Source organism: Chloroflexota bacterium, assembly GCA_016219275.1.
Lineage (GTDB): Bacteria > Chloroflexota > Anaerolineae > UBA4142 > UBA4142 > JACRBM01.
The window spans coordinates 1-13,523 of record JACRBM010000003.1 but is presented as its reverse complement, the minus strand read 5'-3'; the positions used below and the strand labels follow the sequence as shown (position 1 = coordinate 13,523).

10 protein-coding genes are annotated in these 13,523 nt (G+C 57.3%); 7 read left to right on the top strand and 3 right to left on the bottom strand.

The features are described from left to right. Positions 1-33: 33 nt before the first annotated feature. The 4 genes from HY868_00335 (at position 34) to HY868_00320 (ending at position 4,173) form a co-directional block, all read left to right on the top strand. Positions 34-795 carry an ABC transporter ATP-binding protein gene (locus tag HY868_00335; protein ID MBI5300553.1) on the top strand — a complete coding sequence of 254 codons (762 nt, stop codon included), beginning with the start codon at positions 34-36 and terminating at the stop codon, positions 793-795. Next, positions 795-1,505, top strand: a complete 711-nt coding sequence (locus HY868_00330) for an ABC transporter ATP-binding protein (protein ID MBI5300552.1) — start codon at positions 795-797, stop codon at positions 1,503-1,505. Before HY868_00335 ends, HY868_00330 begins: the two co-directional genes overlap by 1 nt. A gap of 63 nt (positions 1,506-1,568) precedes the next feature. Beyond that, a complete protein-coding gene (locus tag HY868_00325; protein MBI5300551.1) occupies positions 1,569-3,053 on the top strand; it encodes a branched-chain amino acid ABC transporter permease in 1,485 nt (494 codons plus the stop codon). A gap of 100 nt (positions 3,054-3,153) precedes the next feature. Continuing rightward, the gene (locus tag HY868_00320; GenBank protein MBI5300550.1) at positions 3,154-4,173 is read left to right on the top strand and encodes a branched-chain amino acid ABC transporter permease; all 1,020 of its coding nucleotides are present in this window, start codon (positions 3,154-3,156) and stop codon (positions 4,171-4,173) included. Between the two features lie 201 nt (positions 4,174-4,374). Here HY868_00320 and HY868_00315 read toward each other — a convergent pair whose 3' ends face one another. Continuing rightward, positions 4,375-4,836, bottom strand: coding sequence for a CHRD domain-containing protein (locus HY868_00315; GenBank protein MBI5300549.1), 462 nt, complete (start codon positions 4,834-4,836; stop codon positions 4,375-4,377). A 524-nt stretch (positions 4,837-5,360) separates the two neighbouring features. Between HY868_00315 and HY868_00310 the strand changes: the two genes are divergently transcribed. Further along, positions 5,361-5,534: a hypothetical protein gene (locus HY868_00310; protein MBI5300548.1), complete on the top strand. Its 174-nt coding sequence runs from the start codon at positions 5,361-5,363 to the stop codon at positions 5,532-5,534. A 51-nt stretch (positions 5,535-5,585) separates the two neighbouring features. Here HY868_00310 and HY868_00305 read toward each other — a convergent pair whose 3' ends face one another. Together HY868_00305 and HY868_00300 are read right to left on the bottom strand one after the other, a co-directional pair. Further along, positions 5,586-9,170 (bottom strand): DUF2961 domain-containing protein, encoded by a 3,585-nt coding sequence (locus tag HY868_00305; protein MBI5300547.1) that lies wholly within the window; start codon positions 9,168-9,170, stop codon positions 5,586-5,588. A gap of 204 nt (positions 9,171-9,374) precedes the next feature. Continuing rightward, the gene (locus HY868_00300) at positions 9,375-10,868 is read right to left on the bottom strand and encodes a DNRLRE domain-containing protein (protein MBI5300546.1); all 1,494 of its coding nucleotides are present in this window, start codon (positions 10,866-10,868) and stop codon (positions 9,375-9,377) included. A 215-nt stretch (positions 10,869-11,083) separates the two neighbouring features. On the opposite strand from HY868_00300, the gene HY868_00295 reads away from it, so the two are divergent. Together HY868_00295 and HY868_00290 are read left to right on the top strand one after the other, a co-directional pair. Then, complete coding sequence (locus tag HY868_00295; protein MBI5300545.1) at positions 11,084-13,210, top strand: RNA-binding transcriptional accessory protein; 2,127 nt, start codon at positions 11,084-11,086, stop codon at positions 13,208-13,210. 95 nt (positions 13,211-13,305) lie between these two features. Then, positions 13,306-13,476, top strand: a complete 171-nt coding sequence (locus HY868_00290; protein MBI5300544.1) for a hypothetical protein — start codon at positions 13,306-13,308, stop codon at positions 13,474-13,476. Positions 13,477-13,523: the final 47 nt, after the last annotated feature.

The window sequence follows — 13,523 nt, the reverse complement described above, 5'->3', positions numbered from 1 at the left end:
TTCATCCTTCATCCTCATCCTTGTGGATTTACTATGGACGATCCAATCATTCTCGAAGCAGAACATCTCCGCAAAGATTTCGGCGGGTTGGTCGCCGTCGAAGATGTGTCGCTCAAGGTGCGCGCCGGTTCGCTCCATTCGATCATCGGACCGAATGGCGCGGGGAAGACGACGCTGTTCAATTTGTTGAGCGGTGTGTTCAAGCCCAGCGCCGGGCGCGTGATTTATCGCGGACGCGACATCACGGCGCAACCGCCGCATCGCATCGCGCATCTTGGCATCGGTCGCTCGTATCAAATCACGAATGTCTTTCCCAATCTCTCGGTGTTTGAAAATGTTCGCCTTGCCGCGCAAGCGATGGGACGCGATAACCTGAATCTGTTTGCGCCCGCGGCGAGTTTCAAAAAGTACGCCGAGCGCGCGTGGCGAATCGTCGAACAAGTTGGCTTGAAAGGCAAAGGCGATTTGCTCGCGAGTGTTTTGCCGCACGGTGATAAACGCAAACTCGAACTGGGCATCCTGCTTGCCTCGGATCCCCAGGTGCTCTTGCTCGATGAGCCGACCGCGGGCATGGCATCCGAACAGGTGCCGCAACTCATGGCGCTCATTGCCGAGGTTCGCCAACAAGGCAACAAGACGATTCTTCTCGTCGAGCACAACATGGATGTCGTGATGAATGTCTCCGACGCGATCACGGTGATGCACTATGGCAAGGTGCTGGCGGAAGGAACGCCGACGGAAATTGGCGCGAATGAGCAAGTGCAGAAGGCGTATTTGGGGGAGTTGTATCACTAATGCCCAACATTCTCGAACTAGACACCATCCAAACTTTCATCGGTCAGTTTCACATTCTCGAAGGCATCACGTTGTCGGTTGCCGAAGGAAGCATCACCGCGCTCCTGGGTCGCAACGGCGCGGGCAAGACGACGACGCTGAAATCCATCATCGGCTTGCGCCCGCCGCGCGAAGGCAAGGTGGTCTTTGCCGGCGCGGATATTCGCGGACGCCGCCCGTACGACATTGCCGCGCTTGGCATCGGGTACGTGCCGGAGAATCGCGCGATTTTTCGCGCGCTGACCGTCGAAGAAAACTTGAAAATCGCCGAGCGCAAAAAAGGCGACCTCGCGCAACGCGGCGACATGATTTTCGGCTTGTTCCCCGATCTCAAGAAATTTACGAAACTACCGGCGGGACAATTATCGGGCGGGCAACAGCAAATGCTCGCGATTGCGCGCGCGCTCGTGCCGGACAATCGTTTGTTGCTGATTGACGAACCGAGCGAAGGTCTCGCGCCGATCTTGATCGAACAGTTGATGGAATCCATTCGCCGGCTCAGCGCGCACACGACGATCTTGCTCGTCGAGCAAAATTTTCGGATGGCGAGCCAGCTTGCCGATTCGTACTATTTGATTGACGACGGCAAGTCGGTTCAACACGGCGCGATGAAAGAATTGGTACAAGACCGCGCGACGATTCAGCGCTACCTCGGCGCGGCGCAAGCGTAAATGCGTAATTCGTAATTCGTGATTTTACGTGCCACGAATCACGAATCGTTCAGTGAGCCAACCATGACTTTAATCACACAAAATCGAAACACGTTAATCACGGCACTCATCGTCGTGCTCGTCCTCGCGCTCATGTTCAATGGAATGAGTGGACCGACCGCGTCGAGCATCATTCTCTCCGGCGTCACCCTCGCCGCGTTGTACTTTCTCGTCGCGTCGGGCGTGTCGCTGATCTTTGGCTTGATGGATGTGTTGAATTTCGCGCACGGCTCGCTCTTTATGCTGGGCGCGTACGCGGGCTGGACGTTCTACACCAATCCGCGTTTGCTCTTCAACACGGGACCGCTCTTGTTCGCGCTCGTCGCCGGTTTCGCGCTCAGTCCAATCCTCGCGCGATTCATCGCGTTGCCGCGTTGGGGGCGTTGGCTGGCGTTTCTCATCGCGTTCGTCATCGCGATGATCGCGGCGCGCGATTTTCCGATTGACAAACTCGTCGCGATGGGCATGACGATGACAGGCAAGGTCATTCCGACTGCCGAAGCGCAAGAGCCGCTCGGGACGATGCTCATGCGAATCGCCGGCGTGTTTGCGGCGGGCGTCGTTGCCAGCGCGGGCGCATCCACGCGTTCCGCCGAACGCTTGCAAGCGCCGGCGCGGCAGTCGCTGTTGCTCGTCGTTGGACTCGGCATCGCCGCGTTGATCGTCTTGTTCGCGCGCGATGCGGGCGAGCAAATCATTTTGAACACCGACAGCAACTGGCGATTTCTGCTGGCGATTGTCGTCGGCGCGGCGACGGGCGGCGCGCTCGGCGCGTTGATGGAGTGGGGTTTGATTCGCCCGCTCTACGCGCGACCGATCTACCAAATTTTGTTGACGCTCGGGTTGACGTTTGTATTCGATCAAGTCGTGCGATTCGTGTGGGGACCCGCCGGCGCGTTCATGGAGATTCCGAAATGGTTCAACACGGCGAGCAAGGATTGCCCATCCGATAATTTGCTGATGTGGTTTTCGCAACACTGCGATTCGGTTTTTGTGATGGGGCGACCGTTCCCCAGTTATCGCTTGTTCATCATCCTGATTGGCGTCATCATGGTGCTGGCGATTGCGCTCTTGCTGCAACGCACGCGCTTTGGCATGATTATTCGCGCAGGCGTGCAAGACAGCGAGATGGTCGAGGCGCTCGGCATCAATGTGCGCCGCGTGTTCACGCTCGTTTTTGGGATTGGCGCGGCGCTCGCCGGCTTGGGCGGCGTCGTCGCCGCGCCGTTCCTGGGCGTGTATCCTGGGATGGCGATGGAATTTCTCTTGCAAGCGTTCATCGTCGTCGTGATTGGCGGCTTGGGCAGTATTCCGGGCGCGGCGATTGGCGCGTTGCTCGTCGGACTCGCGCGCGCGTACGGCGATCACATCGTGCTCGCCGGCATTCAACTGCCGTGGATGAGTGATTCGATTTCTGGTTCGCCGGCAATTGCGCGCGCCTCCACCGTGTTGATCATGGCGATCGTGCTGTTCTTGAAACCGACCGGTATTTTTGGAAAGAAAGATTGAAGAAAGGAAGCAAAAAAGGAAAAAAGGGGAATGAAGGAAATGAAGAAACTTACCTCATTTCCTTCATTTCCCTCATTTCCCTCATTTCCATAGAGGCACCATGCAAAAAATTCTGAAAAGCCACATTGGTTTGTTCATCCTCCTCGCTGCTCTCATCGCGTTTCCGTTCGCCATCGCGTTCCTGACCGGCGAACCGTTGAACAAGGGCATGCCGCTGTTCAGTCAAGGGTTGATGATCCAGGTCTTTATTCTTGCCGTGTTCGCGTTGAGTTATGACATTTTAATGGGGCACACCGGTATTCTGTCATTCGGGCACGCCTTATTTTTTGGCACCGGCGCGTACGCGCTCGGCATCTTGGTCAAGTACGCGCAGTGGTCGTTGCCCGCTGCGATTTTCGCCGTCATCGTCATCGCCGCGGTGGAAAGTTTCATCATCGGCGTGTTGTCGTTGCGCGTGCACGGCGTCTACTTTGCGATGGTCACACTCGCGTTCGCGACGGTCGCGTTCATCCTGGTCGAGGCGACCGATTTCAAACAATGGACGGGCGCAGAGGATGGTCTGCACGGCATTCCAATTCCCGATGCGATCAGCCCGACTTTGCATCGCACTGAATTTTATTTCCTCTCGCTCGCGTTTGCAGTCGCGATCTTTTTGCTCGTGAAACTGTTTGTGGATTCGCCGTCGGGTCGCGTGTGGGCGGCGATCCGCGAGAACGAAGCGCGCGCGACTTCGATTGGCTACAACACGCTCGTCTTCAAGGTGCAAGCGACGATCATCTCCGGCATCATCGCCGCGCTCGCCGGCGCGTTGAACGCGATGTGGAATCAGAGCGCGACGCCGCTGACGATGGAAGTGGGCACGACGATCAACGCGTTGTTGATGGCGATCATCGGCGGATCCGGCACGATCATCGGACCGATGTTGGGCGCGGGCGTTTTGCAACTGCTCGGATACTTTCTCAACCTGTGGCTCGGCTCGGTGTGGCAGTTGGTGTTCGGCTTGATCTACATCTTGCTCGTGTTGTTCGTGCCGTATGGCATCGTCGGCACGTGGCGCGTCAAGCAGTACGATTGGCAAGCCGCGTGGAAAGCACGCATCGGCAAGTGGACGGCAAAGTAGGGAACGAACGCGGTTGAAATTTAACCGCGTCCATTTTTTTGAGGTCTCGTATTTCACTGTGTCGGAATCAAACCGACTGGGTTGCCCCAACACCAGGTTTTGATAGCCGACCAAGTGTCTCTCCAGTTATCAACTCGTGGTGTCAAGCAAGAAAAAAGCAAGACCTTTCAGGTTCTGTGGACCTGAAAGGTCTTGTCTCAATTAATCGTCATCATCCTCTCTGCCAAGTTGACCGCGCAATGCCCCTCCCGGAAAATCGGCATTGTGGACGTTGACATAGTACGCCGATGGGTTCTGACGGATCGCATTGATCAGAGTGGGTGAAACGCCGCCCACACAACCTTCGAGTCCGTTCACCGGGACGTTAAAGCTCACGACCACGGGACCGGCGACGCCAACAGGCGCGATGTGGATATGTGCGGCAGTGATCGGCGCGACCTTTTTGACCTTGATATCAAAGCAGACCGTCTGATCGTCCGAATTGAGTACGACCTTTGCCTTGCCTTTGCCGTCGGGGTCGCCGGGTGTCGGCGCCTCTGCCGCGCCCGTGAGTTTCGTTTTGAGTGAGCGCCCTTCATCCGCCGCGACTGGACTGCTCGATGCAATCAATAGCACGGCAAGCGCAAGAATGAAAAGGGGAGCCAGGATTGTTCGTGCAGACATCCGAATTTCTCCTTCCGTATGTGAATGACGCAATTTGCCTTTACTGTGATTCGCAAATTGCGTCACGAGTTGAAAACGTGACACAACGCAAACTCTTGGCACTTCTTAAAGACATCCCTCCTTTCCGAATTGAAAATAGGTTATCGAGACTTTCCAGGCGCATGCGCGAAACCTGGAAGGTCAGTCCGCGCTGTTTTCATCCATGGTGGTGAACACCATGCCTGACGACTCTGTGCTAATTTCTCTCAAGGGTGATCGCGCGTGCGCGCATTGGTAAAGTAGCCCGCTGTGTTTGCTGTGATTCTGAAACGAAGAAAGGTATCTACCGGATTTTACGGAGGAATGGAGCAAATGGTTTTGTATTCCAAATCTCTACGCCGCGTATGTTCCTCCGCCGATTGACACTTGGCTGGAGATTGTGGAAGGGTGTATTGCGCTACGCATAGGCGCTGACCTCTGGGTAGATGCCCGGGAATTCGAACGACTCGCGGCGAGCGATGACTTGACCGCGCGGCGGAACGCGATTGAGCTGTACCGCGACGATCTCGCGCCCGAAATCTACGCTAATTGGATTTTACCACGGCGCGTCGCGTGGCGCGGAAAAATTCTTGCGGAGTCTGGCGCGGCTGGCGGAACACGCGGAGCAAGTGCAAGATGACGCACGCGCGTCGGTTTACTCAGACTTGCAAAGTTTCTGAAAACTTTGCAAGTCTGAGGGGGTGAAATCATTTTGGTGAAGGTAAAGTCTCTCACAGCGCGATCCACGAATAGGCGCTGTAATTGAATTCATTCCAATCGCCGTCCGACGAATTGAAAACGATACGAACAAGTATTTTGCTTTTCCCCTGGGTCAGCGACGCGGGAATCATAAAATCATCATCCCGCCAACGACGGATTCCGTTGCTGCCGGCGCGATGCCACGTGCCCACGCGCACCCCATCCACAAACACATCCGCACTTTGATTGGCAACACCATAGTCCATGCGTCGTCGCAAGACGACGCCTTCGTTCGAGGGTAGAATCGCCAACTCAAATTGACTGGAGCCGGTATGCGCGCGCCCGGTATCGCCAATACTGACTCCATCGTTCACACCTTCATACGAAAAAGAACGCTCGCCGTTCCAGGTCGCATCATGGATCACGTACGCGTGGCTCTGTTCGCTCGCGGCGTTTCCAACATCCACGATGTCGGTCAGCACCGCCCTGACTTTTGGTTTGTGATAATAATACGCGAGCGCCCACGCTTCTTCGTCTGCGTCGTTAATCGGACCATGCTCGACGCCGACCGTCAGATGTTTGTTGAACGGGATCGCGTCTTGCAAGAACAAACGATACATGCCGATCCTTTCAAAACTGCTATCCCGCAGATCGGCGCTCAGTCCATGCAACGGCAACGAAAAGGTGCCGCTCCGAAAATACCAGCCGCCATTGAAAAAATCTTCCGTCCCCGTACCGTGAATCGCCGGCGTTCGACTATCATCAATGTAGATTCGTTCGTCGCCTTCCAGGAACAGACGATTCGCTTCGCCGCGAATCGAGATCACGACGCCGACAAGGTGTCCAGTCCCTTCGATGTTGAGACAATTCACATCCGTGCCGTCGCCCGAAGTATGAATCTGGTTGACGAACTGGGTTTTGAAATACCCGACCTGGGAAAAGGGCAGGACGAATGGCTTGTGCTTGATCTCGTACGCGATGCCGTTGGTGGGAATGCCGCGCGAGTTGAACAACTCGATGCGCGCGCGTTTTTCAAACGGCATCGGAAAGTACATGTACAAGGTGTTGGAACCATCCAAGCCCGCCGCGAGCGCGCGCGTCAGCCAGGTTCCGAATTGCCCAAGCGCAAAGAACGAACCCAGAGGAGCGGACACACTGGGATTCGATTCGTCATCCCAATAAATCCGGATCAAAATACCGTTCAAAATATCGTACACGTCGGAAGACGGACGCGCCACAACCCCAGGAATGCCAAGTCGAATCGAGGAAATGGAACGCGCGCCTGAAACATCGAAGATGGTCTGGGTCGCGCCGGTGCCCAGGTTGATGAATCCGGAAACGCGCGTGTTGTCGCTGTCGCGCTTGGGGTCTTGCCCCGCTTTATTCCAGAGCGCGCGCACCGCCGAGCTGTCTTCCGTTGTCGTCCACGTTGTGACGGATGTGTCCGGAGTGAAAACATGATAGCCAATGTTATAGTAGAAATTCGTGCCGCGCGTACCGTTTGCCGTAATCTTGATGCCGCGATTGAACGACATGGGAACGTAACAATAATAACCTCCACTCGATACGGCGTCGTTCCCAACGAGTGGCGCGAGAAAGGGCGCGGTCTTGCCGTCGAACAAATCGCGCATCATCATATTCACGCGCGGGGTCGTCTCGCCGTCGAAATAAAATTTGATGCGCGCCGCGTCGAGATCATTCCCGGTTACCCAAATGCGATAAACCGTGCCCACCCCTGCCAAGTCCAACAGGACATTGTCTGCATGCGAATCCAGCGCGAGAAAATTGTTCCAATCTTGATTGCCTCCAGTTCGATCATAACTCGATTGTCCGCCGGCAAGCGTGTTGAACCGGAGAAAAGGTAAACGTTCGAATTGGAGCATCGTCGCGAGCGCGTTCTGCTCGACCGCCAACGTCGCGGTATAGTCCTTGATAATCCCGTCCGAGAAAACCACGTGCAGCGTGTACGCCGTCGTTTGCGCTGGCGTGACCACGCGCGAGCCGGAAACGGGGATGCTTTCGCCGTCCAACATTACTTGGTCGGCGTCTTGCGTACTCCAATTCAATACTGCCGATGTGCCGGGTGTGATCGTGTTCGGAGTGACGTTGAACGAAGCGATTTTTACCGGCGTGACAGTGATGCTCGCGCCAAGGTCGCGCGATGTGCCATCGGGGAAATCAACGCGCATTACATACGTCGTCGTCTGCTGAGGTGTGACAACGCGCGAGCCAGCCGGTTGGACAGATTCGCCGTCGAGCGAAACCGCGCTGGCATCGGTGACGAGCCATTGCAACATCGCCGATTCGCCGATCGAAATCGAAGCCGGTGTCGCGCTGAACGAAATCGTCGGCGCGGGTGTGACGGTGACAAGGCGCGCGCCTTGGCGATCGGCCAGCCAGGCGACTTGCTCGCGCACCAAACCGCACCAATAGTTGATCGCGCGCGCGGTCTGCAAACGAATCGCGCCGGTGATTGTCGCGGTTTGTCCCGGCGCGAGCGGCGCGCCTAAACCCCAGCGGTATGGATGGTCAACGCCGGCGCGTCCATCGAAATCAATTCCGACGCGAAACGCGTCTTTCGTCTCAGTGAAACCGCGCGAACGAAATGTGTCGCCTTCATCGTAAACGAATCCAGGTTCAGGACCCTGGGTCTGAAGCGTTTCCAGCGAATCGTTGTGAACGACCAAACTCACATTCAGCAACCCATTCGCGCTGAGCGCGGTTGGTGTGAGCGTCACATCCGTGATCGTCACACCGCTGATGCTCACGGTAATCGTTTGCGCGCCTTGCCGATCCTGCAACCACGCGACGAGTTCGTGGACGAGTCCCGCCCAGTACTGGATCGTGCGCGCGGTTCGCAATCGAATCGCGCCGGTGATCGTCGCGGTTTGTCCCGGCGCGAGCGGCGCGCCCAAGCCCCAACGGTACGGATGGTCAACGCCGGCGCGTCCATCGAAATCAATGCCAACGCGGAACGTAGCGGGCGTTTCGGTGAATCCGCGCGAACGAAATGTATCGCCTTCCTCGTAAATAAACCCAGGTTCGGGACCCTGCGTTTGCAGCGTCTCGGTCGAGTCGTTGCGAACGATGATGCTGACGTTGAGCAATCCGCCCGCGCTTACCATCGTCGGCGCGAGCGTCGCGTTGGTGATCGTCACGGTTCCCCCAGGATTCACCGCGATAGTCTGCTCGCCCCGCCGGTCCTGCAACCACGCGACGAGTTCATGCACGAGTCCCGCCCAGTACTGAATCGTGCGCGCGGTTCGCAATCGAATCGCGCCGGTGATCGTCACGGTTTGTCCCGGCGCGAGCGGCGACCCTAGCCCCCAGCGGTACGGATGGTCAACGCCGGCGCGTCCATCAAAATCAATTCCAACGCGAAACACGCCGGGCGTTTCGGTGAATCCGCGCGAGCGAAACGTGTCGCCTTCATCGTAAATAAAACCTGGGTTCGGACCTTGCGTGGTCAGTGTTTCAGTCGTGCCGTTAAAGACCGTGATCTCTATATTGAGCACGCCGCCCGCGTCGAGCGTGGTCGGCGATAGAGTCACCGATCTGATTTCGACCGCGCCAGCAGAAATCGAGTCGTCCGTACGTTCCGAGGAATTGGATGGCATTCGGGTGATCTCCTGTTTTGGAAATATGAATGACGTCAAACCAGGTTACTACTTTGGCAATGTCGCATTTCTTTTATATCCACAGAAACACACAGAAGGATAAAAAATTTCTGTGAAATTCCGTGTGGTTCTGTAGCGAAATACCAAAGTTTGACATTGACCAAGTACACGCCCAACCAGTAGCTGATTTGATTCTGACGGAAACTATTGCGGATTTCCCCACGTCACGTGTAACGTCGGACGCCCGGTTGCATTCCAATCGCCGGTATCCGATGAAACAAAGTATCGCCCGGTGTGATAGTTGCCGTCCGCGGTGTAGATCGCCAGTCGCAGTGGCGCGCCGGCAGCGCGCGCCTGCGCGACCGGCAAACTCACATCCCACACGCGCGGCACACCGGGCCAACCTGGGAGCGCGGCTAGTCCAGGCACCCAGGTGTAGCTAAAATTTTCCACGGCGCGCGGCGCGTTGTTCCAACTTAGCGTCTGGTCATTCCAATCTTGCGCGACGGTGAGCACCTGGATCGGCGAAGGTTGCGGACGATCATTCGGATTGGGCGAGTTGAGATCGCCCGAGTTGCCGAATTGATAGAGCGTCAACGTCGCCGAGACGATCACCGAGTTGGTCGGCACTTGATCGAGCGGAAACGTGACGTAGATTTTGCCGAAGCAGGGCCAATCGGCGATGTTCGATTGATTGGCGCTCGCCAGATCACCGTCGTTCGGACGGACTCGATCACCCCACTGCGTCCAATAGTCGTAGCCGTCGCCGCAATCATTCGCGCCGCCCATGTCGAGGTCAGGCACCACCGCGTTGTTCAAGCGATGTCGAATCGTAACGGTCGCGCCGCCCGTTGACGCGGGCGGTGTGTACGTTGGCACGCCGAATCGCAAACGTCCCCATGTGCGCGAGTTATCGGGCGCTTGGGTGTCGAACCAAATCTGCTGATTTCTGGTCGCGCCTGCCGCGTCATCGCGGTCGTGTTGTATCAACGCCATCCGCCAAATTGTGCCCGTTGTCGGCTTGCCGCTCAATCCCAGACTGGCGAATGGAATGCGGTACGATGCCGCCCACCCGCGACTGGAATTACCACTATTCGGCGCGCCTTCGCCCATCGCGCCGATCGTCGTTACAAAGGGTACCGACGCCGATTGCCAGACCGACCCATTACCACGATAACTTGCCTGATATTGCGTCGGTTGCGGATTGGTGCTCGGCTGACTAAATTGACTGACAAATTGATACGCCGTTGTCCCAGGAAGCGTGTTGCCGTTTCCATTCAGGTCGAGGTACAGCGTCGTCGCATCCCAGTTCGTGAGGTCGGCGGGCGTTGGCGATGGGTTGTACCAAAAATACTGATCGAAGATCGCCCAGTAAATGTACACGTCCGTGTCGTTGTAGCCAACTCGTACGTCCACAAAATTCTCCGGTTGCCTCACGCGTCCGAACCAAAAAATTCCCATTTCGCTGAAACGATCTTGCGTCACCGAAGCAGTCGCAAAGTAGGGAGCATTCGCGATGGGTCCGGACAGCGGCGCGCTCGTGATGATATTTTTCTGCGCCAGAGGCAAATAGAGCGTGCTGCCTGAAGCCGCGACGGCAACCCTGGGAGGAGGCGGAGTCCAATTACTCAACCCGATGATTGCCAATAGCACCAGGCAACAGCCCCAGAATTTCTTTGTGAAAAAGGGAAATCGCATCGCATCACCGTCTATTCGTCGGCAGGAATATCTGGCGTACATCTACAATGATGACGATTGTGAAGGTGCCGATACTCCTACCGAAATCCAACGCCGCTTGGGTTTCAGCGCGATTTGCTGAATCGTGGCAAGTATAATACAGCGCGGTGCGACATGCAAATCAATTCGCGCCAGGTTGTCGGTCTCCCAACTCCATGCTATACTCGCACTCACCTATGAACATTGACTCGACACTCGCCCACGAACTAAAACTTCGCCTGACCCAGGTTCAAGCCGCCATCACATTGCTCGACGACGGCAACACGATTCCGTTCATCGCGCGCTATCGCAAAGAAGTCACCGCTGCGCTCGACGAAGAGCAACTGCGCCAGATTGCCGAACGACTCGCCTATTTGCGAAACCTTGCCGAGCGCAAGACGAGCGTGCTCGCGTCGCTCACCGAACAAGGCAAACTTACACCCGCACTGCAAACCGCGATTGAATCTGCCGAGACGCTGCAAACCGTCGAAGACATCTACCTGCCGTTCAAACCCAAACGCCGCACCCGCGCGATGATCGCGCGCGAACGCGGCTTGGAACCACTCGCCCAGCTGATTCTCGCGCAGACGCTCACGCGCGATTCGTTGGCGAAACTCGCCGCGCCGTTCTTGTCCGCGGACGTTGCCGACGCCGATCAAGCATGGGCAGGCGCGCGCGACATCGTCGCCGAAGTGATTTCGGATGATCCCGAATTGCGCGGCGCGGCGCGAACAATCGCGCGCGCGCGGAGCGCGATCACCAGCGCGCGCGCGGATGCCGCGCAAGACCCGCGCAAGGTTTTCGCGCAGTACTATGAATTCACGATGCCGTTGCCGCGCGCGCGTCCGCACCAAATCCTCGCGCTCAATCGCGGCGAGCAAGCCGGCGCGCTCAAGGTTCAATTCGCCTTGCCCGACGGCGAGATTCTCGCGCGACTCGCGCAAAAATATCGCGCACAATCGGCGTCGCCGCTCGCGGAACAACTGACGCGCGCGACCCAAGACGCGTGTGAACGCCTCCTGCTTCCGGCGGTCGAACGCGATGTGCGGCGGATGGTGACGGACGAAGCGAACGCCCACGCGACGCGCCTGTTCGCGGAGAACGTGCGTGCGCTCTTGTTGCAACCCCCGATTCGCGGACACACGATCATCGGACTCGACCCAGGTTTTCGGACGGGTTGCAAAATCGCGGTGGTGGATGCGACCGGTAAAGTGGTCACGACGGGAACGATCTATCCGCACGAGCCGCAAAAGCAGTGGAGCGAAAGCAAAGCGATTCTGCGACGGCTCGTCGAAAAAACCGGCGCGGACTTGTACGCGATTGGCAACGGCACGGCGTCGCGCGAAACCGAACAACTCGTCGCCGAAACGATTGCGGAGGGCGCGCGCGCCGAATATCTCATCGTCAGCGAACAAGGCGCGTCGGTCTATTCCGCGTCGTCGCTCGCGCGCGCAGAACTGCCCGACCTCGACGTGACGTTGCGCGGCGCGGTTTCCATCGCGCGGCGCGTGCTCGACCCGCTCGCCGAGCTGGTCAAGATTGACGCGCGCTCGATTGGCGTCGGCTTGTATCAGCACGACCTCGAAGAAAAACAATTGAGCGATGCGCTTGACGCGGTCGTGGAATCGGTCGTGAACGCGGTCGGCGTGGATGTGAACACGGCATCGCCCGCGCTGTTGCGTTACGTCGCCGGCGTTGGTCCGAAATTGGCAGGAGCCATCGTCGCGCACCGCGAAGCGAACGGCGCGTTTTGGAATCGCGCGGCGCTCCGCAAGGTCAAAGGGTTGGGTCCCAAAGCGTTCGAGCAAGCCGCCGGTTTTTTGCGGGTGAGCGACGGCGATGAACCGCTCGACAACACGGCGATCCATCCTGAATCGTACCCCGTCGTCCGCAATCTATTCACGCTGATGGACGCACCCAGCGCCGCGCGCGATGTGCCGGCGCGGCTCGCGGCATTTCGTCAACACAATGCGCTCGGCGACATCGCGCAAATCCTGGGTTGCGGTGAGCCGACGCTCGCCGACATTTTCGATCAACTCGCGCGTCCAGGACGCGACCCGCGCGATGAATTGCCCAAGCCGATTCTGCGACGCGATGTGCTCAAGCTCGAAGATTTGCAAACGGGGATGCGGCTCAAGGGCACGGTGCGCAACGTGGTGGATTTTGGCGCGTTCGTGGATATTGGCGTCAAGCACGACGGCTTGTTGCACCGGAATCAAATGCGCCGCGGCGCAGCATCGTTGACCGTCGGCGATGTGATTGACGTGATTGTTCTCGCTGTGGACGCCGAACGCGCACGCATCGGGCTGGGTCAACCAGAGTAGCCCGTCGCCTAGGTCGCGCTATTCGCCATGTGCCATTCGCCAAGCCCAGGAAAATGTGTTATACTAGGAACCAAATACTAACAGGAGAGGTTTCCATGCCAAAACTTAGCCAGCACAACAAACCCTGGACGAAACAAGAAGTCGCCCAGTTGAAGAAGTTGTACCACAAAGTCGTTCACCGCGAGATCGCCGCCCAACTCAATCGCACGGTCAGCGCGGTGGAATCAAAAGCCATCGAGCTTGGCATCACACGCAAAATGAAATAGCCCGTATGGCAAGACGAGACCGGTGTTGCCACATTTTGCCACGTCCT

What these genes read in the sequence shown, in the direction of transcription:
- HY868_00335 (MBI5300553.1), top strand. Translation starts at nt 34, where the DNA reads ATGGACGATCCAATCATTCTCGAAGCAGAACATCTCCGCAAAGATTTC.
- HY868_00330 (MBI5300552.1), top strand. Translation starts at nt 795, where the DNA reads ATGCCCAACATTCTCGAACTAGACACCATCCAAACTTTCATCGGTCAG.
- HY868_00325 (MBI5300551.1), top strand. Translation starts at nt 1,569, where the DNA reads ATGACTTTAATCACACAAAATCGAAACACGTTAATCACGGCACTCATC.
- HY868_00320 (MBI5300550.1), top strand. Translation starts at nt 3,154, where the DNA reads ATGCAAAAAATTCTGAAAAGCCACATTGGTTTGTTCATCCTCCTCGCT.
- HY868_00315 (MBI5300549.1), bottom strand. Translation starts at nt 4,836, where the DNA reads ATGTCTGCACGAACAATCCTGGCTCCCCTTTTCATTCTTGCGCTTGCC.
- HY868_00305 (MBI5300547.1), bottom strand. Translation starts at nt 9,170, where the DNA reads ATGCCATCCAATTCCTCGGAACGTACGGACGACTCGATTTCTGCTGGC.
- HY868_00300 (MBI5300546.1), bottom strand. Translation starts at nt 10,868, where the DNA reads ATGCGATTTCCCTTTTTCACAAAGAAATTCTGGGGCTGTTGCCTGGTG.
- HY868_00295 (MBI5300545.1), top strand. Translation starts at nt 11,084, where the DNA reads ATGAACATTGACTCGACACTCGCCCACGAACTAAAACTTCGCCTGACC.
- HY868_00290 (MBI5300544.1), top strand. Translation starts at nt 13,306, where the DNA reads ATGCCAAAACTTAGCCAGCACAACAAACCCTGGACGAAACAAGAAGTC.